Here is a 26488-nt window from a genome sequence, read left to right on the forward strand (position 1 = left end):
AAAGAGAATAATATCAGTGATGACCAATAAAGTTTACTGTTCCATGAGCATTAAGCTGATGACAAAGCGCTTCATATTCTTGTTGTAAGCTTATTAAATTACAATCTTCAGGTAAATTGGTACTGATTTGGAGCACTAATTGATTGTCTATATCATCATGGCCATTTTCAATGGTATTGGCACTGAGGGTTGAAATATCAAGTTTTCGACTCGCGATAAAATGCGTGAAATGTTTAATTAATCCAGGGCTATCTTTTGCTTCAATATGAAAATCAGCTGTGTATGGAAAGAAACGAGAAATATGTTTATTGGTGCGTTTCATTACCGTGATTAAGTCGTGTTCTTGACCTTTAAGAGGCAATGTTGATTCGATTCTTGAGATCGCATTGCTATTGCCAGAGAGCAACATAATTAGCGTGAATTCAGAGCCAAAAAGAGCGATTCGACTATCAATGATATTACAGCCACTGTTTGCGACAAGATGGGTGATCTCATCGGTGATACCTGGACGGTCAGTACCTACCGCTGTTATTACGAGGTAATGTTCCATATTTGGCGCCATATTTTAGTGATCATTACTAGCATGTTAGCACAGACTGATTATTCAAAAGAGCGCAAATCATCATCAATAATCACAATTTTTTTTATTAAAAATTGTATGGTTAACAATAATAATGACTTAAAAATTTTTTTTTGACGCGGATAAACGTTAAACATTACTGATGAGCTTAAAATGAATACGATAAAGCGCGTTAGTTAACGGTTTTCAGTCACCCTTTGCTTGAGTTTATAGTCATGCAAAAGTACCATGACTTACAAACTAGCTATATACCGTAACCATTTTTAATGATTGGTTGTTAATGTTGTTAGTTTAGAATTGTTACGATATATAAAACAGGGGAGACGGACATGTTTTCAGGAAGCATGGTAGCACTATTAACACCATTTGATCCTTCAGGTGAAGTTGATTATATCGGCTTGAAAAAGTTGGTTGATTACCATATTGCAGCGGGTACTACTGCGATTATTGCCGTTGGAACAACGGGTGAATCAACAACGCTAACGGTTGATGAGCATATTAAAGTTGTTTTAAAAACATTAGAGTATGTTGATGGTCGTATTCCCGTTATTGCGGGAACGGGTGCGAATGCAACCCATGAAGCTATAACGATTACTAAACTGTTTTCTGGTACGGGAATTGCTGCCTGCCTAAGTGTGACACCATACTATAATAAACCGACTCAAGAAGGTTTATACCAACATTATAAAGCGATTGCTGAATCGACTGATATACCACAAATTTTATATAATGTACCCGGCCGTACTGCGGTTGATTTATTGCCAGAAACTGTTGCTCGTTTAGCAAAGCTTGACAATATTATTGGTATTAAAGATGCAACGGGTGATATTACTCGCGTTAAAAAAACACGGGAACTTTGTGGCGCAGATTTTATCCAACTAAGCGGTGATGATGCTACAGCGGTTGATTTTGTTGCTGAAGGTGGTCATGGCGTTATTTCTGTTACTGCAAATATTGTTGCAGCAGAAATGGCGACAATGTTTAATCTTGCCTTAGCGGGCAATATTGACGCTGCTCAAGAAATTAATCAACGCTTAATGCCGTTACATACCAAACTGTTTGTTGAAGCGAATCCTATTCCAGTAAAATGGGCCGCTTATCAAATGGGATTAATTGAACACGATAACTTACGACTTCCGCTTACTGTTTTAAGCGAATCACAGCAGCCTATTGTTAAACAAGCACTTATTGATGCAAAAGTATTATAATACTTTTATTAATTAGCGGTTGTAACAATCAAGGAGCGCAGGAGCATAAATGAATTATAAATACCGGCTAGCATTAGCCGCCGTCGTCGTGACAACGATCACCGCATGTTCTGGTGGTACGGACAGTCGTCGACAGGCCGCGCAAGATTTTAATTATCTTAATACGCCATCACTTGAAAGTTGGACGTTGCCGGCAGGTGCTCAACCTTTTAGTAATACTAACTATGCGATTCCACAACGTGTTTATAAAGGTGAAGTAGGTACTAAGGTTGATATTCGTCCACCATTACAGGTGCTAGAGTTGATTCCTGGCGTAAGTTCTGCCATTGATCAGCAAGGCGTAACCTTGTTTATGCCATCGTCAAATGAATTAATGAAGATCTGGCGTGTAACACAACAGCTGCTCTCTGATAATAAAGTCGGTATTATAAAACAAAGTGCTGATCGTATTGATACCGATTGGGTTTCTTGGACTAATGACGACGAATATACCAAGATCAGTAGTCGTTATACGATTGAAAAAACGCCTAACATTAATAGCTACCGTATTACGCTAACTGATTGGCGTGAAAACGGAGAAGTTAAACCTGTTAGTGCAGAGAATAAGCATCGCTATAGCATTTTAATGACCAATTTAGTGATGTCTAAGTATGATAATATTTCTCGTGAGCAAGCGCGTTTATCGGCGGCTGAGCAATTGAAAAATATTCCAATTGTAATGGGTACTGACCGTAGTGGTTTACCGATTATTATTGCCCGTGCATCGTATGAGGATATATGGGAACGCTTGCCTGCAATGTTACAAAAGTTAGGCTTTACCGTTGAAGATCGTAACCGTTCACAAGGTTTAATTGACGTTAAATACCGTCAGCCTGATGATGCGTTTTGGACTCAGTTAGGCACGAAACCAATGAATTTAACCAACGATAAATACCGTATTTTGGTTGGTGATTTAGGTAATCGTACTTCATTGAACATTACTGATAATGAAGGTAAACCAGTAACAGTTTCTGTATTAGATTCTATTGCTCCTGTATTTGGCGCTGCTTTTGCTAAATAATTAACCTGTTATCTTGGTTATTAAAAAACCGCTTTAGTGAATCACTAAAGCGGTTTTTTTATGGAAATTAACGAACGAATTAATTCATTATTTAATTTCAACACCTTGAGCTTGTAAGTCGGCATGGTAAGACGATCGAACAAATGGACCACAAGCGGCGTGAGTAAAACCAAGATCTAATGCGATTTGCTTTAATTCATCAAACTCTTCAGGTGGTACGTAACGTTCAACCGGTAAGTGATGACGACTTGGCGCAAGGTATTGACCAAGAGTTAGCATGGTAACGCCATGAGCGCGTAAATCTGTCAGTACCTGAATGATCTCTTCTTTAGTTTCACCCAGTCCCATCATGACGCCTGATTTTGTTGGCACTGTTGGATGAATTTCTTTAAATTTCTTTAATAGATCCAATGACCATTGGTAATTCGCGCCAGGACGAGCCTTGCGGTATAAGCGTGGGGCCGTTTCTAGATTATGGTTAAACACATCTGGCGCTGTATCGTGAAAAATTTCTAGTGCGCGATCCATGCGACCACGGAAATCTGGCACTAAGGTTTCAATATGAATTTGTGGGCTTTTTTCACGAATTGCATTAATACAATCAACAAAGTGTTGCGCCCCACCATCACGAAGATCATCACGATCGACTGATGTTACAACCACGTAACGTAGCTTCATATCCGCAATGGTTTGTGCTAAATGACTTGGCTCTTCAGCATTGGGTGGCAATGGTCGACCATGAGCTACATCACAAAACGGACAACGGCGAGTACAAATAGCACCTAAAATCATAAAGGTAGCAGTACCGTGATTAAAACATTCAGCTAGATTTGGACATGATGCTTCTTCACAAACAGAATGAAGGTTGTTTTTGCGTAGGGCTGATTTTATTTCTTGAATGCGTTTGCTGTCAGATGGCAGTTTTATTCTCATCCATGAAGGTTTACGTAACACTTCTTTGGGTGCTTCTTCTTGGGCTACATTACGTACCGGAATTAATGCCATTTTATCTGCATCACGGTATTTAACGCCTTGTTCAATTTTAATTGGTTTGCTCATAGTTGATTGCTTTCCGTCATCCACTCGACCTGTGAGTAGTCGAGTAATTTTGTTAATTCTTCAATGAGTACCGGCTGAACTTCCATCAGTTCATTCGGGCCATTTAATAACGCGGTTTGCGTCATTTCCATTCCAGCATAGCCACAAGGGTTAATACGTTGGAACGGGGCCAAATCCATATTTATATTAAGTGCCAGACCATGAAAAGAGCAGCCGCGTCTGATCCGTAATCCTAATGAACATATCTTTTGATTGTCGACATAGACACCAGGTGCATCAGGGCGAGCATTAGATGTAATCCCAAATTGAGATAATGTATTTATAATTGTGTTTTCGATGTGGCTGACTAGGTCACGAACACTGATTTTTTTTCTGCGTAAGTTAATCAATATATAAGCAACTTGCTGACCTGGACCATGATATGTCACCTGACCACCACGATCACTTTGAACGACTGGAATATCACCTGTGTTGAGCAGATGTTCTACCTTTCCAGCTTGACCTTGAGTAAAGACGGGGTGGTGTTCAACCAACCATACTTCATCGACTGAGTTATCAGTGCGGTCATTGGTGAATTGATGCATAGCATCAAAGGTAGTTTGATAATCACAACGGCCAAGATTTCTAATAATAAGAGATTTTTGCAAATTTGTGCCTATTTATTGATATAACGCAAAGCGCCATTTTATGACTGTGAACCAAGTCATTATACCTAAACTGTCCAAAGATGCATGATTAACCCGTAATTCAGTGCTTATTAATAGTTTGAAAGGGGGTATTGAAGGGGCAAAAGATAGTAAAAGAAAAGAAAGATGAGGGGATAAAGAGAAAAATGGCGACCCAGAAGTGGTCGCCATAGAGATTACTGCTATAGCACAACACGCACGATATCGATCGCACCAAGTTCTTTGTACAGTGTTTCGATTTGTTCAACATTAGTTGCATTTACAGTGACAGAAACTGCGGTATAAGTTCCTTTACTGCTTGGCTTAGAGGTTGGAACGTAATCGCCAGGGATCGTTTTTTGGATAACTTCAACAATACGATCGGCTAATTCTGGTTTGTTTTCACCCATGACTTTGAAAGCAAAGCTACAAGGAAATTCCAATAGGTCTTTTAGTTTTGGTTGTTCTTGCTTTTGTTCTTGCATATAGAACTCCACAGTTGCGTTTATTCAAATTTAGGCCGTGTTATGGATCACAAAACACGAAGTATATTGGCATCTTAATGCGTCATTAGTTGGAACACAAGAACACAATTGAAGAGAGAGTACGAGGTTATTGCAAAATAGGTATGCAAGCTTGAGAAGCAAAAAAAAGCCGCCATCGGCAGCTTTTTTATGAGTGTTTTTGGTCGTGATTACGGCTTAAAACCAGCTTTGGACTAGCATCATTACATAATCAACTAAGCGACTAAAAAAGTTGCCTTGTTTTACTTCACTAAGAGCAACTAAAGGGTATTGAGCAATATCAGTATCACCTAAACGGTAATAAAGGGTGCCCATTACTTCACCTTTTTTAATTGGCGCTTTTAGTTCTTTAGTTAATACGAAGCTTGCTTTTAAATCTTTTGCTTGGCTACGTGGAATCGTAACGTAAGTGTTTTCATTAACACCAAGATCGACTTTATCTGTATCACCCATCCAGACTTTTTCAGTCACAAATGTTTGATCTTTCTTATAGGGCGTTAAGGTTGTGAAGAAACGGAAACCATAGGTTAATAGTTTCTTACTTTCAGCAAGACGAGCATGTTTACTTGCTGTTCCCATTACCACTGAAATAAGACGCATGTTGCCTTCAGTGGCAGTACTTACCAAACTGTAACCTGCATTATTGGTATGGCCTGTTTTTAGACCATCAACATGCATGCTTTGATCCCACAATAAACCGTTACGGTTATATTGGGTTATGCCGTTATAAGTGAATGACTTTTCATCATAGATCTTAAATTCATTAGGAAGATCATGAATAAGTGCACGTGCAAGAACAGAAAGGTCATAAGGGGTGGTGTATAAGTTTGGATTATCTAAACCGTGCACATTGGTAAAGTGGGTTGATTTCATGCCAAGATTTTTTGCCCAGCTATTCATCAACTCAACAAACGCTTGTTGTGAACCTGCAACGTGCTCGGCCATTGCAACACAAGCATCATTACCTGAATCAACAATAATACCGCGGTTAAGATCAGAGACTTTTACTGTTTTACCCACTTCTAAGAACATCTTAGAAGAACCTGGGAAGTTTTTAGCCCAAGCATTTTTACTGATAACGACATTATCATTGGGAGAGATATTGCCATTTTTAATTTCTTGACCAATAACATAACTGGTCATCATTTTGGTTAGGCTTGCAGGCGCTAATTTTTCATTTTGGTTATGACCAGCAATGATTTTGCCTGAGTTGTAGTCAATAAGAACATAACCTTTAGCCGCAATTTGTGGAGCTTCAGGTACTACTGCTGGTGATGCAGCAACAGTAGCTGAAGCCAGCAGGGTGGCGGAGATGGCTACAGAACGGAAAAGCACAGCTGTTTTCTTCATGATATATCTAACTTTAATTAATCTGTGGCTAAAAAGTGGGCTCACTATAACAGATAACACATTGGCAATCAGTGTCAGAACAGAAGTTTCCAAAGTCCTGACATTAAGGCGTTAAGATTAGCATGGCTGTTATTGTTATGGGGAAGCGCTATAAAAAGCCTATAGTGTTATGATTTTAATAACAAACTATAGGCTATAACTATGATTACAAAATAACAATAAGGTTCATTATCGTTTTTCAGTGATCATAAATGCTTGCGGATAATGCTTGTTTTTTATTTGAGCGAGCAATAAATCTGCATCTTTGTGATCTAAAAATGGCCCTAATCGAATGCGGAAAACAGCTCGATTCGCAATTTTTTCAATATCAACACTGGTGCTATAACGTTTTTTTACTTCTTTTTGCATTTGATCCGCTTTTTGCTGGGTATTCACCGCTGCTAATTGGATAAAATATTGAATAGGGATTGGTGCTTTTTTTATTTCAGCTGAAGTTGATGGCTTTGGTATGGTCAACACTTCGATTTTTACTGGAGCAGTACCATAGCTGATAACGCCTAATTTAGAGGCCGCAGCCATACTTAAGTCAATAATACGACCATCATGAAATGGACCGCGATCGTTAACACGCACAATCACTGATTTATGATTTAAGGTATTTGTTACTCGTACAAAGCTCGGTAATGGCAGAGTTTTGTGTGCCGCTGTCATTGCGAACATATTATACACTTCGCCATTGGCTGTTTTATGACCATGAAACTTTTCGCCATACCATGAGGCAAATCCAGTTTCGGTATAGCCTTTAGGATTTTTAATTATATGGTAGCGTTTTCCACGTAAGGTGTAGTCCTTATTACCACCACGGCTATAAGCTTCGTAGTGAGGAGTAATTAATTTTACTTTTGAAAAATTAGGGATGACAGTCGGGGCGCGATCATCTTTAAGAGAATAACGTCCTGCATTAGGATCATCAGTGTTAGGTTTGGTGACTTTAACGATTTTAACCACTTTAACTGGTTTAACCGTTGTATCTGGTTTTGTTTGTGGCTGTTGGGTTTGTTCAGGCGAAGAACTACACCCAGCAAGAATTAGGAAAAAAACTACAAATAGTGAACGCATTTATTAGGTCGCCTTCGACAACATTTTTCTATGAGTGTGAATAGACATCAGAATACCAAAACCAGCCATAAGAGTAACCATTGAGGTTCCACCATAACTGACTAAGGGAAGAGGAACACCTACAACAGGCAATAATCCACTTACCATTCCGATATTAACAAAAATATAAACAAAAAAACTGAGTACGATACTGCCAGCCATCATTCGTCCAAACGCAGTTTGAGCTCTACTTGCAAGTAACAATCCTCGTCCCAATACAAATAGATACATTGCTAGTAAACCAATAATACCTACAAGCCCCCATTCTTCAGCGATCACTGCAAAAATGAAGTCAGTATTACGTTCAGGAACAAATTCTAATTGTGATTGCGTACCATGAAGCCAACCTTTACCAGTGATTCCTCCTGAACCAATGGCTATCTTTGATTGAATTATATGGTATCCCGCACCTAAAGGATCAGATTCAGGATTAAATAAGGTCATTACGCGAGTACGTTGATAGTCGTGCATCAGGAAGAACCATAACACAGGAATAAAGGCACCGAGTAATACCAATGCACCAATTATCACTCGCCAGCTAATTCCTGACAGAAACAGGACAAATATCCCTGATGCGGCAATCAAAATTGAAGTACCAAGGTCGGGCTGTTTAGCAATTAAAATTGTTGGCGTGAAAATTAATATCAAGGCGACAAAAATATGGGTAAATGTGGGTGGCAATGGACGGTTGCCTATAAATCTTGCCACCATTAATGGCACTGCAAGTTTAATTAACTCTGAGGGCTGAAAGCGAATAAAGCCTAAATTAAGCCATCGTTGTGCGCCTTTTGATACTTCACCAAAGGCAAGTACACTAACGAGTAGTAATAATCCGATCCCAAATAAATAGGGTGCCCATGCTTCATAGCGACGTGGGGCGATTTGGGCTAATAGTAACATCACACCAAGTGACAATACCATTCGCATTGCTTGGCGCTCCATCATTGGTACGCTTTGACCGCTAGCACTGTACATGATCACCAATGAAAAACTCATAATGGCCAATAAACCGAGTAATAATGGGATATCAATATGTAAGCGTTCACTTATGCTTGGTTTTGCTCCTGTTGTTGCCATGATGCTCATTAATGTACTTCCGCGGTGGCTTTTGTTGGTGCTATTAATGGTAAAGGGACATTGGCTGGTGGTTCAATTAACATATAGTCAAATATTTTACGGGCAATTGGACCACCATTACTTGAGCCACCACCGGCATTTTCTAACACCATTGAGACCACAACTTGTGGTTTTTCAAACGGTGCAAATGCGGTAAATAAAGCATGGTCACGTAAATGTTCTTCTAATTCATCAGCATTATATTTTTGATTTTTAGCTAAACCAAATACCTGCGCTGAGCCTGATTTTCCCCCTGCTTGATAAGGGGTATTGTAAAAGGCTTTACGTGCTGTACCACGATTTCCATATAATACGCGGTGCATTCCCTCACGCGCAATTTCCCATGTTTTAGGGGTTACCCCTGTGATAGGCGGAAAGTTCTCAAATGTAGCCGGTGCTTCTACGTTATCATCAATGATATTTTTAAGTAGGTGTGGGCGATGTACAACACCACTATTAACCAGTACCGATGTGGCTTTAGCTATTTGTAATGGCGTCGCCGTCCAATAACCTTGTCCGATACCCACAGGAATAGTATCCCCTTGATACCACGGGCGTTTATGGCGTGTTTGTTTCCATTCACGGGTTGGCATATTGGCTCTACTTTCTTCGTGAATATCAATGCCTGTGTATTCGCCATAACCAAATTTATTCATCCACGTTGAAAGACGATCGATACCTAAATCGTAGGCAACCTGATAAAAGTAAGTATCTACTGACTCTTCAATTGCTTTATAAATATTGACTCGACCATGACCCCAACGTAGCCAGTCACGGAATTTACGGCTAGTAGAATTAGGGATTTGCCACCAACCGGGATCATTACGGGTGGTATTGGGTGTGATCACCCCTTCGGTTAGTGCTGCAACGGCAATTAGTGGCTTAACCGTTGATGCGGGTGGATAAATACCAAGCGTAACGCGGTTTACTAATGGGCGATCTGGATTATTCAGTAAGGCATTGTATTTCTTGCTTGATATACCACGTACGAACAAATTAGGATCATAACTTGGGCTTGAGACCATGGCTAAAATAGCATCATCTTTAGGATCTAATACCACGATAGATCCTCGCTTATACTTGATGATCTCTTTGCCAGTGATCGGATCTACCGTATGTTCAATTAATAGATTTTGAACATATTGTTGCAGCTTAATATCAATATTGATCTTGATATCTTTACCTGGAATAGGCGGAATATATTTTAGGGTACGTATAACACGGCCACGGCTATTAACTTCAACTTCTTGGTAGCCAGAAGTGCCATGTAATAATTCTTCATAATAACGTTCAACACCCAATTTCCCCATATCTCGAGTGGCTTTGTAATTACTCAGTTTTCCTTCTTTATCCAGCTTTTTAAGGTCGCGATCGTTAATTTTAGCGACATAACCCAATACATGCGTTAAGGCATCACTATAAGGATAATAGCGTTTTAAGTGGGCTTTTACTTCTACGCCAGGCAAGCGATGTTGATTAACAGAAAATAGCGCAACTTGCTTTTCATTAAGGTGATCAAGAATAGGGACTGATTTAAAGCGACGAGTACGACGGCGTTCTTTTTGGAAATTAGCAATATCTTCGTCAGTGATGCCCATGATCTGTTTAAGATCGGCAAAGGTTTGATCAAGCTCAGAAACTTTTTCCAGGGTAATTTCAAGACTATAGATAGGTCTGTTTTCGGCTAAAATCACACCGTTACGGTCGTAAATTAGGCCGCGATTAGGGGTGACGGGAACAATTTTAATACGATTATCATTAGAGCGGGTTTGATAGTCCTGATGTTGTTCAACCTGAATATGGAACAGATTAAACAGCAGCAGGCCTACAAGTATTGCGATACCAATAAATGAGACAAGAGCTCGACGAAAAAACAATGCCGACTCAGCGCGATGATCGCGGATCTGGGTTCGCTTTTGTCTCATTTATGATTATTCCCTGTGGTACGGATGGTTAGCCGTGACACTCCATGCACGGTATAAGCTTTCAGCCATAACCACGCGTACCAATGGGTGTGGTAAAGTCAATGGTGATAATGACCAGCTTTGTTCTGCCGCTGCTTTACATGCAGGAGAAAGTCCTTCAGGTCCGCCGATCAAAATTGATACATCGCGTCCGTCTAGTTTCCATGCATCCAATTGTTGTGCCAATTGTCCTGTATCCCAGCGTTTACCGGGAATATCCAGTGTGACAATTCGGTTGCCTTTAGCAACTGCAGCTAACATAGCTTCGCCTTCTTTTTGTAGAATGCGAGGAATATCAGCATTTTTGCCACGCTTTCCCGCTGAAATTTCAATTAATTCCAGAGGCATATCTTTTGGGAAGCGGCGGCTATATTCTTTATAACCGTCCTCAACCCATTTTGGCATTTTAGTACCAACAGCAATCAGTTGAAGCTTCATGGTCAATTAGCTCCAAAGCTTCTCCAGTTGGTATAGCTCACGTGCATCTTCTTGCATGATATGTAACATAACATCGCCCATATCAACAATAACCCATTGACCTTCTTTCTCGCCACTGATGCCGAACGGAGGGTAATCAACAAGTTTAGATTCTTTATTTACGTGATCTGCCACAGAAGCTACGTGGCGATTAGATGTACCAGTACAGATAACCATAAAATCGGTGATGCTTGATTTACCGCGAACATCAATAGTTACGATATCTTGTGCTTTAATGTCGTCAATTTTATCAACAATGAAATCGTGTAGTTCTTGAACCTGCAAAGGGATTCCCTCACTTGAGTGTTAGTATAGTAGTGGTCGATTGACGCTATAACTAGCATCGATAATGTCAAATAGACATACTGACCATGAATTGTGCCGCAGTATACCATGCTCTTATCAGACAGCGATAAGCGGACAAGGTTCCAACGGTGTTTTTTCGCATGTTTGTTTAGTGATTTAGTTCAAATAGGCAAAAAGTCGCGATTTTGACCTGTATTAAAATTAATTTCGTGGCTGTAAATGGGTCGTAATGCCGCACATCTCAGCACATAAGCAACTTAGGGCTGACCACGGCTGAGTGTCATAATCGGTTTTAACCTGAATTTCCAATAAGGTTAGTTGGCGAATAATCGTTACTAACGTTGTTAAAGACAGTCGATGTAACGCCCCGATATACATTTCACGTCGGTTTTGCCACACTCTAAATTGTTCAAATATTAGATTGAGTGGCGTGCCTTTTTTACCCATTTCTTGCATTTTATACAGCTGAGTTAATTCTCGCTGTAGTGTTCGCAGTAAAATAGTAGCTTCTACACCTTCAGCTTGTAATTGACGCAATATGCGTTGGCTACGTTTAGCTTGTCCGGCTAACAATGCGTCAATTAATTGAAATGGCGTGTAGTGATTATGGCGACTTAATGCTTCTTGTAACCGTACGATAGTAAGAATGCCATCGGGGTACAGGAGTACTAATTTATGTAAACTTTGTGATAAAGCCAGTAAATTACCTTCATGCCACTGCGCGAGCATTTGTACCGATTCATGATCGGGTTTTAAGCCTAATTGTTGACAACGACCTTGAATAAAACGCGGCATTTGGCGCGGATCAGGGGTATTGCACGGTACATATAGACCAATATTATCAAGTGCTTTAAACCATTTAGTCGTTTCTTGCTTTTTATTGATTCTAGGACCTGTGAGGATCAATAAAATATCAGGATTAAGTGCCGCTATCACTTCCAGTAATGCTTTGGCTTGGTTGGCATTTAACCCGGTTTCAGCAATTTCAAGTTCAATAATTTGTTGGGCTGAAAATAAGCTCATGGCATTGCAGCAATCTAACACCGCATTCCAATCAATACTATTGTCGATCGTAAAGCTGTGGCGTTCAAGATAACCGTGTTGCTGGGCGATATGCTTGATGCTATCGCCTGCTTCTTGTTTTAATAATAGCTCATTACCAAACAGTAAATAAGCCTGACGCAGGCCCTTTGTTAGCTGCTGCGTCAGTTGTTCTGGGTAAACTCTCATTGTGCGTTATGATCTTGTTTTTTATATATAACCGCAGGCGTAGTGGTGATGGTTGTGGTACTGCCATCTTTAATAGAAACTTTTTGATTATGCAAAATTTGGTTTAATTCTGCATTTAATTTATCTTCTTCCATCTTATTAAACACTGTGGTCAAACGCGCTAGTTTACGCATGATTTGTTGTGCGGCTTGTTCACGCATTACATCAACTAATTCATCACGTTCTACTGATTTTGCTAATGCTGAAAGTGGGTTATCTAAGAAAGTTCGAGTGACTTTAGTGCTAAATTGTTCAATACCTTGATTCGGAATCGTCACAGTATAGTTAACCGTTAAGGTTAAATCGTATTCTGCTTTACCGTTATTTTGATACAAAGATAACGTACTATCGCCGGTTGATTCACTGGTGATATTAAGGTTTGGTACGGTTGCTGCTGGTTTTACTTCTTCAATACCATGCAGTTTAAATTGGTATTTTACCATACGGGTTAATTTTCCGTAGGGGTCAAAACTGGTTAATGATAGCTTAGCGATCCCTTCTGGTAGCATGTAGTTGCCACGAAGATGAAAGCCGCAAGAAGCTGTTGTAAGCGCGAGAAGAGTGATGATAAGTAGTCGAGTTAGGCTGTTGGCCGAGAAAAAACTTTTCACGAAAGTCAGCTCCTTGAAAGAAAAGAAGGTGCGCAGGGCGCAGAATCAAATATGACCATAATTATAAAGATCCCCGCAGAAGCGGGGATCTTTAAGGCTCTTGTCTTTGTTAGATAGACCAACAAAGCAAAGTAACCTTGATTAGTTTGCTACGATGTTTAGCAGTTTTCCTGGTACATAAATTACTTTACGTACTGTATTGCCATCAGTGAAGCGTGCTACACCTTCATCAGCCATTGCTAACGCTTCTACTTGCTCTTTGGTAGCGTCTGCCGCAACCGTTAATTTAGCACGTAGTTTACCGTTAACTTGGACAATGATCAGTTTTTCATCTTCAACCAATGCTGCTGCATCAGCTTGTGGCCATACTGCATGGTCAATGTCTGTTTGACCCAGTGCTTGCCACATTTCAAAACAGATATGTGGTGTCATTGGGTAAAGCATAGTAACAATTGCTTTCAGTGCTTCATCAAGAATAGCACGATCTTGTACTGATTCTTGTGGCGCTTTAGCTAACTTGTTCATTAATTCCATGATGGCAGCAATCGCAGTATTGAATGTCTGACGACGACCAATATCATCACTTACTTTAGCGATCGTTTTGTGAATATCACGACGAAGTGCTTTTTGAACGCTGCTTAATGCTGTGGTATCAACGGTTTCAGCTGTGCCTTTTTCAGCATGCTCACGAACCAGTTTCCAAACACGCTTAAGGAAGCGGTTTGCACCTTCAACGCCAGATTCTTGCCACTCAAGTGTCATATCAGCCGGTGATGCAAACATCATAAATAAACGTACTGTGTCAGCACCGTATTTATTTACCATCTCTTGTGGATCAATACCGTTGTTTTTAGACTTAGACATTTTGATCATGCCTGAGTGTTCAACGTTATGACCTTTAGAATCTACCGCTGTTGTGATACGGCCTTTGCCGTCACGTTCAACTGTTACATCTGTTGGTGCAACCCACTCTTTACCACCTTTATCAGTGGTGTAGAAGAACGCATCAGCCAATACCATGCCTTGACATAGTAGTTGCTTAAACGGTTCGTTAGAGGTTACGTAACCCGCATCACGAAGTAATTTGTGGAAGAAACGTGAGTACAATAGGTGCATACACGCGTGTTCAATACCACCAACATATTGATCAACAGGTAGCCAGTAGTTCGCCTTAGCAGGATCTAGAATATCATCAGCTTGTGGTGAACAGTAACGTGCGTAGTACCAAGATGACTCCATGAAGGTGTCAAAGGTATCCGTCTCACGCAGTGCTGGTTCGCCGTTAAAGGTCGTTTTAGCCCATTCTAAGTCAGCTTTAAGCGGGCTAGTTACGCCATCCATTACCACATCTTCTGGAAGAATAACGGGTAGTTGATCGGCAGCAACAGGATGTACTTGACCATCTTCAGTCGTAACCATTGGGATTGGTGCACCCCAGTAGCGTTGACGTGAAACACCCCAGTCACGAAGACGGAAGTTAATTGTTTTCTTGCCTTTGCCTTCCGCTTCAAGTTTGGTTGCAATTGCATCAAACGCTTGCTGGAAGTTTAGACCGTCGAATTCACCTGAATTGAACAACACACCTTTTTCAGTGAATGCTGTTTCAGAGATATCAAATTCGCTACCGTCTTCTGGCTTAATTACCGCCATGATGTCGATGTTGTACTTAGTCGCAAATTCAAAATCACGTTGATCGTGAGCTGGAACTGCCATTACTGCGCCTGTGCCGTAATCCATTAATACGAAGTTAGCAACGTAGACAGGTACTTCACGACCATCTAGTGGGTGGATAGCTGTAAAGCCAGTATCCATGCCTTTCTTTTCCATTGTTGCAAGTTCAGCTTCAGCAACTTTGGTGTTACGGCATTCATCGATAAATGTTGTTAGGGCTGGATTGTTTTCAGCCGCTTTTGCTGCAAGAGGGTGACCTGCGGCAATGCTAACAAATGTCACACCCATTAGGGTATCTGGACGCGTTGTGTAAACTTCTAAATCGTTTTGACCTTTAACGTTAAAGGTTAATTCAACACCTTCAGAACGGCCAATCCAGTTACGCTGCATGGTTTTTACCATTTCAGGCCAACCATCAAGGGTATCAAGGTCGTCAAGTAGCTCTTGTGCATACTCAGTAATTTTAATGAACCACTGTGGAATCTCTTTTTGTTCTACAGGGGTATCACAACGCCAGCAACAGCCGTCTTCTACTTGCTCATTCGCTAGTACGGTTTGGTCGTTAGGACACCAGTTTACAGACGATGTCTTTTTGTAAACTAGGCCTTTGTTGTACAGTTTAGTAAAGAACTCTTGTTCCCAACGGTAGTACTCAGGAGTACAGGTTGCGAATTCACGGCTCCAATCATAACCAAAACCTAATAGCTTAAGTTGGTTCTTCATGTACTCGATATTTTCGTAAGTCCAAGGGGCTGGCGCAGTGTTATTTTTTACTGCTGCGTTCTCTGCTGGTAGACCAAATGCATCCCAACCAATTGGCTGCATGACATTTTTGCCTTGTAAGCGCTGGTAGCGAGAGATAACATCACCGATAGTGTAGTTACGCACGTGACCCATGTGCAAGCGACCACTTGGGTACGGGAACATGGACAGACAGTAGAATTTTTCTTTATTAGGGTCTTCACTAACAACAAAGGTCTTATTGTTATCCCAATGTTCTTGAACTTTTTGTTCAATGTCCTGTGGACGATATTGTTCTTGCATCGATGACATCCAGAATTTTGTGAGTTTAATACAAACACATTCATTGTAATCGACATAGGATAACCAAAGGTAAAGGTGTCAACAATAGCTGATAGCGATTCGGCGACCTTAATCTTACATTTGGCCGTAATTACGTAATTATTTCGCACATTGGTGGAGGATTAATCCCATGACTAAGCAACAAAAGCATTATGAAGCGGTATTAGAAAAAGTAACTGAAGCGCTTAAGCATAGCCCAGAAGAGCTAAAGAAGTTTTTTAAGATGACAGAGCTTTACGGTAAAGCTGCCAGTGATATGACAAAAGATGAGTTGGCATTGATCGAAGCGTACATCAAAAGTGATCTTAAAACGACCGAGCTTTATGGTAAAGCTGCTAGCGATATGACTAAAGATGAATTGTCATTAGTTGAAGCTTATGTCAAAAGTGATTTGAAAACCTTTACAGAAGAAGTAAAAAGCAGTTCACAGCCGTTTAGCGAAAGTCCATTTTATAAGTTAGTCAGTGAAAGTATTTGGAAGAACTTGGCTGAAGTTACTGATAAAACCCAATTAGAGTGGATTGAAGTAATGGATGATATTCAGCATAAAGGTGTTTATCAAGCGGGTGAGTTAGTGGGTCTTGGTAATCTTGTGTGTGAGCAATGTGGCCATACCGAAATGATCACTCATGTGACTCGCATTGAACCATGTGTAAAATGTGGCTGTAAACATTTCTCTCGTTTACCATTAAATCCATAAACGCTGAAAAATGTGACGTTATAGTAAAATAAAACGCAGCCGCTTAAGGGCTGCGTTTTTATTTGTGAGAACCAAAACGATCAATTAATAGTCTGGTTTTTCAATGACATCAACGACAACAGCCGTGTTTTCCGGTTTAATAGTATCGGCTGCTTTTTGCATTCGTTGTGATTGTTGATATTGTCTTTGTTGTGGTTGAGGTACTGTTGGCGACTGCTTATATTCTTTGTTAAATGTCGGCAGAACATCATTGTAGCCTTTGATCTGGCGAGTAGCAGCCGTCATTGGTTCATAAGTAAACTTTTGCCCCGCTAATGATGCTTCGATCATGGCACCACCTTTAGCCTGAGTGAAGATAGCAACGCCATTGATGTAGCTTTGAGTCATGTAGTCGCTGCCCGCATTCATTCCTGCGCCTGCGGTGCCGATTTTAGCTGAAGCGCCTTCTGTTAAAGCGACTGCGGATGCTTGAGCATCTAATTCTAAGCCGCCATCAATAAAGCGATCGTAAGCGCGTTTATCTTGGAAGAATAGAATCTCACTAAAGGCCTGACCTCCAAATTGTAGCCCAATTGAAATTTGATAAAGTTTAGCAAATCCCATCGCTTGATTGGCTTTAAATACGACCCCTGAGCCATAAGCACCCCCAATCCAAAATCCACCTTTACCCACCGATGGGAAAACAGCATATCCATAAGCAGAATGGAAAAAAGGTTGTGTTTGTGGCGATTTATAAAAGAGTGCAAGTGTGTCTTTAGTATCATTTTGCTGTTCTTGAGCAAGTACTTGTGCTGATAGCATCAACATCAATAATGAGCACAAAGTCGCAAAAATTTTATGTGTCGTTTTCATCTATCATTCCTTATCTCGCCGTGGGTATAGATACTCACAGGATCGCGATTGTTACTAGCCAATGAATTTACAATAAACTTGCCGTAAAAAAGAAGGTGAAGTTATTAGCTTCACCTTGAATTTTATTCTTTTTCCGTTAGACGTACATCACGAAAATGTCCGCGTTTACGTCGAACAAGTAGCCAAGATAATGCTAATGCCCATAAACAGTAACCGTATAACGGCCAACTGCCCAAGGTGGTATAAGGTGTCATACCAATGGTTGGGATCACTTTATCTTTTAATACGCCAGTGACAAATTGCGGTAATTCCTTAGTGATATGACCATTATGGTCAACCACTGCGGTAATACCCGTATTTGTTCCACGTAATAATGGTTTACCAAGCTCAAGCGCGCGCATTTGGGCAATTTCCATGTGTTGGAATGGACCAATAGAATGGCCAAACCATGCATCATTAGAAAGCGTAAGCAGTAACTCGGTTTTTTTAGTGACGTTTTGGCGGATTTGCTCACCAAACGCAATTTCATAACACAGCGCAGGTGCAATTGAATAACCATGGGCTTGAATATTCGGTTGAATATAAGCACCGCGGCTAAACGATGACATCGGCAGATTAAAAAACGGTGCTAATGGTCGTAGGATACTGGCAAACGGTACAAATTCACCAAAAGGTAATAGATGGTGTTTAGTGTAACGGGTTGCAGTATTGTAGTTATACGGACCATCAGCATCAACACCGAGTGTTAAAATATTATTGAAAAACTCGCCGTCTGATTTTTGATCTAAAATACCGGTAATAACGGTACTGTTATTGGCACGTGCTGCTGAATCAAGATTTTGTAAGAAGGTGGGAATATCTTCTTCAAGCGCAGGAATAGCGGCTTCTGGCCAAATAATCAAATCTGCACCCCAATTATCACGGGTGAGATCCATATATTTCATTAACGTTGGCCAGCGATGACTGGGTAGCCATTTCTCTTCTTGCGAAATATTGCCTTGAATTAAAGCAACGCTAACACTGTGCTTGGGATCGGGTTTTACCCACTGTGGAATACCCGCTAATACGGCTAATATTACCACTAACACCGCAACCATGAATGGACGCCAGTTACGGTAGTAAAGGGTTGCAGTTATTGATCCAGATATAAGCACTAATGCGAGAGTGATCCCTTCGACACCAAAAATGGGTGCGAAGTGTGCCAATGGCGTATTAAGTTGGCTGTATCCCATCCATAACCAAGGAAAACCCGTGAATAACCAACCACGGATCCAATCAAGTACCAGCCAAATTACCGGGCCTGAAAGCAATAATTGATGAAAAGGACGTTGGCGGTTAAAGCGATTAAATAAATAGCCAAATAACGCGGGGTATAACGCTAAATAACTAATTAATAGACACATTAAGAACATGCTAGCAATTTTAGGCATACCACCAAAGGTATCGATGCTGACATGCACCCAGCTAATGCCGGTACCAAACATGCCTAGACCATAAAAAAAGCCAATCAGTGCTGAACGTTTAGGCGGTTGCTTCTGTAATAAAAGGAAAAACAGAATCAGTGTTAGTGGCGCGATAAATGCGTAGTCATAAGGAGCAAAAGACAAGGTCGCAATCGCACCAGCAGGGACAGCTGCAAGCAACTGTCCCAATGAGATGAGTGTTTTTTTTGTCATCATTTACGGAGTAATGGTAGGTTGAAATGCTTCGTCAGGTACAGTTACTTGTAACTGGATAACACGGCGGTTATCAGACGAGGTCACTTTAAATGAATAACCATTAACTTCAATAACTTCACCGCGCGATGGCAAGTGACCAAAACTCATCATGACTAAACCGCCGACGGTATCGACTTCTTCATCACAAAATGAGGTGTGGAACAGTTCATTGAAATCTTCAATGGTTGTTAGGGCTTTGACCGCGTAAGTATGCTTACTTAACTGACGAACTTCTTGCTCTTCTTCGTCGTCAAATTCATCTTCGATTTCGCCAACGATTTGTTCAAGAATATCTTCAATAGTGATAACACCGGATACACCACCAAACTCATCAACCACAATTGCCATGTGGTAACGCTCTTCGCGGAATTCTTTTAATAGGCGATCAACGCGCTTACTTTCCGGCACGACAACGGCTGGACGTAATACTTTGTCGATATCAAAAGGTTCACTGTCAGGTAATAAATAACGCAGTAAGTCTTTGGCTAATAAAATGCCTTCAACATGGTCTTTATCATCACTAATAACAGGGTAGCGAGAGTGTTGAGCTTCAACAATTAAATCAATAAGATCTTCTAGCTTCTGAGAACGCTCGATAGTCGTCATTTGTGAACGTGGGATCATAATGTCACGTACACGCATTTCTGCTATTTCCATCACACCTTCGAGCATGTCGCGGGTGTCATGATCTATCAAATCGTTTTCTTCCGAATCACGGAATACTTCAACTAATTCTTCACGGTTTTGTGGTTCACCTTGAAAAAATTGGCCAATACGTTCAAAGAAGGACTTTCTACTCGGACCTTCAGTTGTTGGAGAGTTATCTGCGTTCATTATTTACTTTATCAACTAAGTGGACATTGCCACGGAAATGCAGCTTGGTTTATCAAGCTGCGGAATATTTGTTGGTATATTACTACTTTTCAGAAATGTAAGGGTCGATAAAGCCCATGTTTTGCATGATTTCAGTCTCTAATGCTTCCATTTCTTCAGCTTCATCGTCTTCGATATGATCATAACCTAGCAGATGGAGACTGCCGTGTACAACCATATGTGCCCAATGCGCATTAAGTGGCTTTTGTTGTTCAAGCGCTTCAGCTTCTACAACTTGACGACAAATAATGAGATCGCCAAGTAAGTTCATTTCGATTTCTGGTGGCGCTTCAAACGGAAAAGAAAGTACATTTGTTGGTCGATCTTTGCCTCGGTACTCAAGGTTGAGTGCGTGGCTTTCTTGCTTATCAACTAATCGAATAGTGACTTCAGCATCGGCTTGAAATGGGGTGACTGCGGCATTTAACCATTGCTGGAATTCAGCCTCAGTCGGTAGCCCTGTTTCGTCTGCTGTTGCAAGTTGTAGATCAAGATAAATCGCCATTAGTTACTCTTTTGTGATTCAATTTTAGCGGCAGTCGCGACGGCGAATAAGGCGGCATCTTTGGCGTCTTGTTCTGTACGACGACGTTGTTCTGCTTGTTTACGTTGTTTTTGATCGTCACTTTCCCAGATTTCATAGGCTTGAACAATGCGAGCGACAACAGGGTGGCGCACGACATCATTGGCTAAGAAAAAGTTAAAGCTAATCTCTTCAACATTTGATAATACTTCAACCGCATGACGTAAACCTGAACGCGCGCCACGCGGTAAATCGATTTGAGTGACGTCACCGGTGATCACTGCGCGTGAATTAAAGCCAATACGCGTTAGAAACATTTTCATTTGTTCAACGGTGGTATTTTGGCTTTCATCTAAAATAATAAAAGCATCATTAAGGGTTCGACCACGCATATAAGCTAACGGTGCGACTTCAATCACATTACGCTCAATGAGCTTTTCTACGCGTTCAAAACCTAGCATTTCAAACAAAGCATCATAAAGCGGGCGTAGGTATGGATCGACTTTCTGGCTTAAATCTCCGGGTAAGAAACCCAATTTCTCTCCGGCTTCAACAGCAGGACGAGTAAGCAGAATACGGCGAACTTCTTGACGCTCAAGGGCATCAATGGCAGCGGCAACGGCAAGGTAAGTTTTACCAGTACCGGCAGGGCCAACACCAAAGGTAATATCGTGGGTTACAATATTAGCAATATATTGGGCTTGGTTTGGCGTGCGTGGTTTTATGATCCCTTTTTTGGTTTTGATATGGATTTCTTTACCAAAAGGGATGCTTGTTTCTATGGTTTGTTCTAAAACGCCAGAGGCTTTAATCGCCAGATGAAGTTGGTCGGGTTCAATATCAGGAATATTGTTATGTACGGGAGCCGTATCAACGTATAAATCTTTTATGATATTAGTCGCAACATCAGCAGTGTGTGGTTGACCCACGACGCTAAAATGGTTGCTGCGATGATTGATTTCAACACCTAGACGACGTTCTAGCTGTTTGATGTTGTCGTCGAAAGGACCACAAAGGCTGGAAAGACGCTGGTTATGGGCGGGTTCCAGATCAAATTCTACAGTAATTATCTTGCTCAAGGTTTGCCTCTCATTGAGGTCGCCTAGATGTAGGCGACCATATTTTCAGGGCATGCGACTTACTTTGAATAATCGTTATTACTGCTTGTTGTTCAACGGCAGTGAATCACTCTTATTCAGGAGTATATACGCCTACACCTAAGTCATCTTCACGGCGCGTTTTTGCCATCATTGCTGCTGGTGACATTGCAACGCGAAGATCCATTTCTGCTTCAGTGCGAATAAGTTCGCCACGTAATGAGTTGGTAAATACGTCAACGATTTTTACATCGACAAATTGACCAATCAATTCAGCAGAGCCTTCAAAGTTTACAATACGGTTGTTTTCAGTACGTCCGCGTAGTTCCATTACATTTTTACGTGATGGACCTTCAACCAAAATACGTTGTTCTGTGTCTAGCATTTGGCGTGCATGACGCATTGCTTGGCTATTGATTTGCTGCTGTAGGGCGTAAAGACGCTCTTTCTTTACTTCTTCAGTCAGATCACAAGGGTAATCTGCCGCTGGTGTGCCTGGGCGCGGTGAGAAGACAAAGCTGTAGCTAATATCAAAATCGATATCACGAATCAGTTTCATGGTATCTTCGAAATCTTGATCCGATTCGCCAGGGAATCCAACAATAAAGTCTGAACTCATGGTGATATCTGGACGCACTTTACGTAACTTACGAATTTTTGACTTGTATTCAAGTACCGTGTGAGGGCGCTTCATCATCGTTAGAATACGATCTGAACCACTTTGTACTGGTAGGTGTAAGTAGTTAACCAGCTCAGGGGTATCTTTGTAAACGTCGATAATGTCGTCAGTAAACTCAATTGGATGACTGGTTGTGTAACGTACACGGTCAATACCGTCAATCGCAGCGACTAAGCGTAGTAGCTCAGCAAAGCTAGCAAGTTCACCATCAAATGTTGGACCACGGAATGCATTCACGTTTTGGCCAAGCAGGTTAACTTCACGTACGCCTTGATCGGCTAGTTGAGCAATTTCAAATAATACGTCATCAATTGGGCGGCTAACTTCTTCGCCACGAGTGTAAGGCACTACACAATACGTACAGTATTTAGAACAACCTTCCATGATAGAGACAAATGCAGTTGCACCGTCAGCACGAGGCTCAGGTAAGTTATCGAATTTTTCAATCTCAGGGAATGAAATATCCATTACTGTTTTTTCATTTGATTGAGAGCGTTTAATCATCTCAGGCAAACGGTGTAAGGTTTGTGGACCAAAGATAACATCAACGTAAGGTGCGCGTTTGCGAATAGAATCACCTTCTTGAGTCGCTACACAGCCACCAACGCCGATCACTAGATCAGGTTTTTTATCTTTTAGTTTTTTCCAACGGCCTAGCTGGTGGAAAACTTTTTCTTGTGCTTTTTCACGGATCGAACAGGTGTTAAGTAGCAGAACATCTGCTTCTTCTGGGATTTCTGTTAACTCGAAGCCATTAGCAGCATTAAGAAGATCGGCCATTTTTGATGAATCGTATTCGTTCATCTGGCAGCCCCAGGTTTTAATCAGCAGTTTCTTCGCCATCTCTCTTCGCTCGTAGTGTTGATTCATTACATTCAGAATTACGGGCTGACAGGTCGCATTACGTTATTTTTAGGGTAATGCCCTGTAGCAAGCCGCGTATTGTACTGCTTTAAACTCGGTCTGACTAGATCATCACCACCCTGAAAAAAGTGTGGTCTTTTGTCGTTGACTAGCGATAGAGATTAAATGATTTAAAAAGTGATTGTTCATCATAGACCTTATTTAGCGTAACCATACCTAGTTGACGCATTTGTTTACGGATCCATAATGTTCGTTGATAGACATAATTACTCATTGGACTGGCTTTTATTTTATACGGATTGGGTAATACCGCGGCCAGTTGTGCTGCTTGTTGAGCGCTAAGTCGACTCGCTGGAATATGGAAAAAATGCTCACTAGCTGCTTGAACACCATAGATCCCTGGACCAAATTCAATGACGTTTAAGTAGGTTTCTAAAATACGATCTTTGCCCCAAATAACCTCCATCCATAATGCAAAATACAATTCGATACCTTTACGGACAAAAGAATGGCAGGGAAATAAAAATACATTCTTAGCGGTTTGTTGAGTAATAGTACTTGCGCCTCGGCTAGGGCCATTTTTACCGCTGTGTTCAAGGACAAAGAGGGTTGCATTAAGATCGATACCATGATGTTCTGGAAATGTTTGATCTTCTGAAGCGATCACCGCTAATTGCATATTTTTTGAAATCTTATCCAAATTAACCCATTGATGATGTGTTTGCTTTGGATAACCTTGTGGCGGAAATAGAGTACGGCTAATTTCCCAGCCCCAAAATGGTGGGTTGATAAATTTTAAAATAATGATTAGCACAATAGGCACAATTAACGCGCTTAAAATAAGTTTAATAGTAAAACGTTTAAAGCCTGCCAGCATGGTGGTTGGATTCCTGTCAGCGATGAGAGGGAGTCGCTAATGGGCGATTAGCGATGAATACATTATGGTAGTACCCCAATAACCGTATTTTCTTATACAATCATCTAACACAATGGTTTGAAAGATTATAACCAAATAATAAGCTTGGGCATAATAGGTAGGTAAAGATATGGAACAATATGATGTCATTGTTGCCGGTGGCGGTATGGTGGGGGCCGCTACCGCCATTGGTTTAGCTCAACAAGGGTTAGAGGTGGCGGTGATAGAAGGTTATGCACCACAGCCCTTTATGTCAGCCCAAGCGATGGATTTACGCGTATCGGCTATTTCTCCACGTTCAGTTGTACTCTTGGAACAATTAGGAGCGTGGCAAGCGGTGATGGCGATGCGCTTATGTCCTTTTAAACGTCTCGAAACATGGGAGAATCCTGAGTGTCGCATTCGGTTTAATGCCGATGAGATGCAACTGCAACAATTAGGTTATATCGTCGAAAATCGTGTCATTCAATTAGCGCTATGGCAGCAATTTGAACAGTATGACAATATTACTTTATTGTGTCCTGCAACCATGGTCGCAGCGACTGCGATTGATGAGGGTTATCAGGTCGAATTAGACGATGGTTCACTGCTTAATTGTGGTTTACTCATTGGTGCTGATGGCGCTAACTCTCAAGTACGCCAGCAAGCGAATATTGGTATTACCGCGTGGGATTATCGTCAGCATTGTATGTTGATTAATATTGCGACGCAGTTACCACAGCAAGATATTACTTGGCAGCAGTTTACGCCTGCGGGGCCTCGGTCATTTTTACCTTTGCCAGGCCATCAAGGATCACTTGTTTGGTATGACTCTCCTGCTCGAATTCGTCAATTATCAGCAATGCCTGCCGCGCAATTACACGCTGAGATTGTGGCAACGTTCCCGAGTGAATTAGGTGAATTTACTGTGCTTAATCATGGCAGTTTTCCTTTAACTCGTCGTCATGCGCAAACATACTATAAACCTAATGTGGTGTTATTAGGCGATGCTGCGCATACGATTAACCCATTAGCAGGGCAAGGGGTTAATTTAGGCTTTAAAGATGTCGCTTGTTTATTAGAAAAAATCAGCCAAGCGGGTAATGAGTGGCAACAACCTCAAGTTCTGGCTAATTATGAACGTTGTCGTCGCCCTGATAATTTGATTATGCAAACTGGAATGGATTTTTTCTACAGCACGTTTAGTAATAATATTGGGCCATTAAAGTTACTGCGCAATGTAGGATTACGGGCCGCTGATCATACTGGCGCGATAAAAAAACACGTATTGAAGTATGCAATGGGAATATAACGATAGTATTGAATGTCTTTTGTAACGAAAATAAAAACAAAAAGCCGAGTAAAATTAATTACTCGGCTTTTTATTTATTCTTTTACTTGCCGTCGTCATCAATGGAGATGATCACTATATTGCAGATAAAAGAAAACCTACTCAAAGAGTAGGTCTCTAATATGGTGCGGAAGGAGAGACTTGAACTCTCACACCTTACGGCGCTAGAACCTAAATCTAGTGCGTCTACCAATTCCGCCACTTCCGCAAATTTTTTATCTCTTTGAACATTATCAAAAGAGAATGGTGGCTACGACGGGATTCGAACCTGTGACCCCATCATTATGAGTGATGTGCTCTAACCAACTGAGCTACGTAGCCAACATAGAATACTGAAATGAATCAATACTCTTAAAGAGTGGCAGGTCTACCTGGATTCGAACCAGGGTATGACGGCATCAAAAGCCGTTGCCTTACCGCTTGGCGATAGACCTACAGTGCTTATTTTCATAAGACTTTCACAAGCTAGAGAAAATGGTGCGGAAGGAGAGACTTGAACTCTCACACCTTGCGGCGCTAGAACCTAAATCTAGTGCGTCTACCAATTCCGCCACTTCCGCATATTGTCAGTTATAAATAACCGTATTTCTCTAGTGTATTGTTTAAATCAGTAATTGGTAAAAAGCCGATTTAAAGAATAATGGTGCGGAAGGAGAGACTTGAACTCTCACACCTTACGGCGCTAGAACCTAAATCTAGTGCGTCTACCAATTCCGCCACTTCCGCAATGATTAACTGTCGCAACAATTAATCTAAATATGGCAGGTCTACCTGGATTCGAACCAGGGTATGACGGCATCAAAAGCCGTTGCCTTACCGCTTGGCGATAGACCTA

At 41.1% G+C, this 26488-nt stretch carries 24 protein-coding genes and 6 tRNA genes; 4 read left to right on the plus strand and 26 right to left on the minus strand.

Annotated elements, in window-relative coordinates; all coding sequences use genetic code 11:
* Positions 1–13: 13 nt before the first annotated feature.
* Positions 14–550, minus strand: a complete 537-nt coding sequence (locus C9J51_RS17910; protein WP_045038167.1) for an ACT domain-containing protein — start codon at positions 548–550, stop codon at positions 14–16.
* A 359-nt stretch (positions 551–909) separates the two neighbouring features.
* On the opposite strand from C9J51_RS17910, the gene dapA reads away from it, so the two are divergent.
* A complete protein-coding gene (gene dapA / locus C9J51_RS17915; protein ID WP_045038166.1) occupies positions 910–1788 on the plus strand; it encodes a 4-hydroxy-tetrahydrodipicolinate synthase in 879 nt (292 codons plus the stop codon).
* A gap of 49 nt (positions 1789–1837) precedes the next feature.
* Complete coding sequence (gene bamC, locus C9J51_RS17920) at positions 1838–2848, plus strand: outer membrane protein assembly factor BamC (protein ID WP_045040756.1); 1011 nt, start codon at positions 1838–1840, stop codon at positions 2846–2848.
* Between the two features lie 87 nt (positions 2849–2935).
* Here bamC and lipA read toward each other — a convergent pair whose 3' ends face one another.
* From lipA to leuS, 12 genes are all read right to left on the minus strand, one after another.
* Complete coding sequence (gene lipA / locus C9J51_RS17925; protein ID WP_045040757.1) at positions 2936–3907, minus strand: lipoyl synthase; 972 nt, start codon at positions 3905–3907, stop codon at positions 2936–2938.
* Complete coding sequence (gene lipB, locus C9J51_RS17930) at positions 3904–4554, minus strand: lipoyl(octanoyl) transferase LipB (protein ID WP_107237920.1); 651 nt, start codon at positions 4552–4554, stop codon at positions 3904–3906. Before lipB ends, lipA begins: the two co-directional genes overlap by 4 nt.
* A 221-nt stretch (positions 4555–4775) precedes the next feature.
* The gene (gene ybeD, locus C9J51_RS17935; protein ID WP_045038162.1) at positions 4776–5057 is read right to left on the minus strand and encodes a DUF493 family protein YbeD; all 282 of its coding nucleotides are present in this window, start codon (positions 5055–5057) and stop codon (positions 4776–4778) included.
* A gap of 216 nt (positions 5058–5273) precedes the next feature.
* A complete protein-coding gene (locus tag C9J51_RS17940) occupies positions 5274–6446 on the minus strand; it encodes a serine hydrolase (protein WP_045038161.1) in 1173 nt (390 codons plus the stop codon).
* A 228-nt stretch (positions 6447–6674) separates the two neighbouring features.
* Complete coding sequence (locus C9J51_RS17945) at positions 6675–7565, minus strand: septal ring lytic transglycosylase RlpA family protein (protein WP_045038160.1); 891 nt, start codon at positions 7563–7565, stop codon at positions 6675–6677.
* 3 nt (positions 7566–7568) lie between these two features.
* The gene (rodA, locus tag C9J51_RS17950; RefSeq protein WP_045040758.1) at positions 7569–8690 is read right to left on the minus strand and encodes a rod shape-determining protein RodA; all 1122 of its coding nucleotides are present in this window, start codon (positions 8688–8690) and stop codon (positions 7569–7571) included.
* The gene (gene mrdA / locus C9J51_RS17955; protein ID WP_107180525.1) at positions 8690–10645 is read right to left on the minus strand and encodes a penicillin-binding protein 2; all 1956 of its coding nucleotides are present in this window, start codon (positions 10643–10645) and stop codon (positions 8690–8692) included. The genes rodA and mrdA overlap by 1 nt, the downstream gene beginning before the upstream one ends.
* Before the next feature lie 6 nt (positions 10646–10651).
* Positions 10652–11122: a 23S rRNA (pseudouridine(1915)-N(3))-methyltransferase RlmH gene (gene rlmH / locus C9J51_RS17960; RefSeq protein ID WP_045038159.1), complete on the minus strand. Its 471-nt coding sequence runs from the start codon at positions 11120–11122 to the stop codon at positions 10652–10654.
* Positions 11123–11128: 6 nt separating this feature from the next.
* Positions 11129–11446, minus strand: a complete 318-nt coding sequence (rsfS, locus tag C9J51_RS17965; RefSeq protein ID WP_045038158.1) for a ribosome silencing factor — start codon at positions 11444–11446, stop codon at positions 11129–11131.
* A gap of 222 nt (positions 11447–11668) precedes the next feature.
* Complete coding sequence (gene holA, locus C9J51_RS17970) at positions 11669–12697, minus strand: DNA polymerase III subunit delta (RefSeq protein ID WP_045038157.1); 1029 nt, start codon at positions 12695–12697, stop codon at positions 11669–11671.
* Entirely contained in the window at positions 12694–13347 is a 654-nt protein-coding gene (locus C9J51_RS17975) for an LPS-assembly lipoprotein LptE (protein WP_045040759.1), read from the minus strand. The genes holA and C9J51_RS17975 overlap by 4 nt, the downstream gene beginning before the upstream one ends.
* A 141-nt stretch (positions 13348–13488) precedes the next feature.
* Positions 13489–16062, minus strand: coding sequence for a leucine--tRNA ligase (leuS, locus tag C9J51_RS17980; RefSeq protein WP_045040760.1), 2574 nt, complete (start codon positions 16060–16062; stop codon positions 13489–13491).
* A 169-nt stretch (positions 16063–16231) separates the two neighbouring features.
* Here leuS and C9J51_RS17985 point away from each other — a divergent pair, with 169 nt between their 5' ends.
* Positions 16232–16801, plus strand: a complete 570-nt coding sequence (locus C9J51_RS17985; RefSeq protein WP_045038154.1) for a zinc ribbon-containing protein — start codon at positions 16232–16234, stop codon at positions 16799–16801.
* Between the two features lie 84 nt (positions 16802–16885).
* Here C9J51_RS17985 and C9J51_RS17990 read toward each other — a convergent pair whose 3' ends face one another.
* The 7 genes from C9J51_RS17990 to mtgA form a co-directional block, all read right to left on the minus strand.
* Positions 16886–17653, minus strand: a complete 768-nt coding sequence (locus C9J51_RS17990; RefSeq protein ID WP_045040761.1) for a lipid-binding SYLF domain-containing protein — start codon at positions 17651–17653, stop codon at positions 16886–16888.
* Between the two features lie 122 nt (positions 17654–17775).
* Positions 17776–19329, minus strand: coding sequence for an apolipoprotein N-acyltransferase (gene lnt, locus C9J51_RS17995; RefSeq protein WP_107275260.1), 1554 nt, complete (start codon positions 19327–19329; stop codon positions 17776–17778).
* A gap of 3 nt (positions 19330–19332) precedes the next feature.
* Entirely contained in the window at positions 19333–20205 is an 873-nt protein-coding gene (corC, locus tag C9J51_RS18000) for a CNNM family magnesium/cobalt transport protein CorC (protein WP_045038152.1), read from the minus strand.
* Positions 20206–20287: 82 nt separating this feature from the next.
* Positions 20288–20749, minus strand: coding sequence for an rRNA maturation RNase YbeY (gene ybeY, locus C9J51_RS18005; protein WP_045040762.1), 462 nt, complete (start codon positions 20747–20749; stop codon positions 20288–20290).
* On the minus strand, positions 20749–21846 hold the full coding sequence (locus C9J51_RS18010) for a PhoH family protein (RefSeq protein ID WP_045038150.1): 1098 nt from the start codon (positions 21844–21846) through the stop codon (positions 20749–20751). The genes ybeY and C9J51_RS18010 overlap by 1 nt, the downstream gene beginning before the upstream one ends.
* A gap of 112 nt (positions 21847–21958) precedes the next feature.
* Positions 21959–23386: a tRNA (N6-isopentenyl adenosine(37)-C2)-methylthiotransferase MiaB gene (gene miaB / locus C9J51_RS18015; protein ID WP_045038149.1), complete on the minus strand. Its 1428-nt coding sequence runs from the start codon at positions 23384–23386 to the stop codon at positions 21959–21961.
* Positions 23387–23555: 169 nt separating this feature from the next.
* Positions 23556–24284 carry a monofunctional biosynthetic peptidoglycan transglycosylase gene (mtgA, locus tag C9J51_RS18020; RefSeq protein ID WP_045040763.1) on the minus strand — a complete coding sequence of 243 codons (729 nt, stop codon included), beginning with the start codon at positions 24282–24284 and terminating at the stop codon, positions 23556–23558.
* Between the two features lie 169 nt (positions 24285–24453).
* On the opposite strand from mtgA, the gene C9J51_RS18025 reads away from it, so the two are divergent.
* Positions 24454–25614, plus strand: coding sequence for a 2-octaprenyl-3-methyl-6-methoxy-1,4-benzoquinol hydroxylase (locus C9J51_RS18025; protein ID WP_107275259.1), 1161 nt, complete (start codon positions 24454–24456; stop codon positions 25612–25614).
* A 162-nt stretch (positions 25615–25776) separates the two neighbouring features.
* Here C9J51_RS18025 and C9J51_RS18030 read toward each other — a convergent pair.
* The 6 genes from C9J51_RS18030 to C9J51_RS18055 all read right to left on the minus strand — a co-directional run bounded on the left by C9J51_RS18030 (position 25777) and on the right by C9J51_RS18055 (position 26487).
* A tRNA-Leu gene (locus C9J51_RS18030) sits at positions 25777–25861 on the minus strand.
* 36 nt (positions 25862–25897) lie between these two features.
* Positions 25898–25974 (minus strand) — tRNA-Met (locus C9J51_RS18035).
* 38 nt (positions 25975–26012) lie between these two features.
* Positions 26013–26087, minus strand: a tRNA-Gln gene (locus C9J51_RS18040).
* Positions 26088–26128: 41 nt separating this feature from the next.
* Positions 26129–26213: transfer RNA gene (locus tag C9J51_RS18045), tRNA-Leu, on the minus strand.
* A gap of 81 nt (positions 26214–26294) precedes the next feature.
* Positions 26295–26379: transfer RNA gene (locus C9J51_RS18050), tRNA-Leu, on the minus strand.
* 33 nt (positions 26380–26412) lie between these two features.
* Positions 26413–26487, minus strand: a tRNA-Gln gene (locus C9J51_RS18055).
* Position 26488: the final 1 nt, after the last annotated feature.

Source organism: Photobacterium iliopiscarium, assembly GCF_003026395.1.
Classification (GTDB): Bacteria; Pseudomonadota; Gammaproteobacteria; order Enterobacterales; family Vibrionaceae; genus Photobacterium; species Photobacterium iliopiscarium.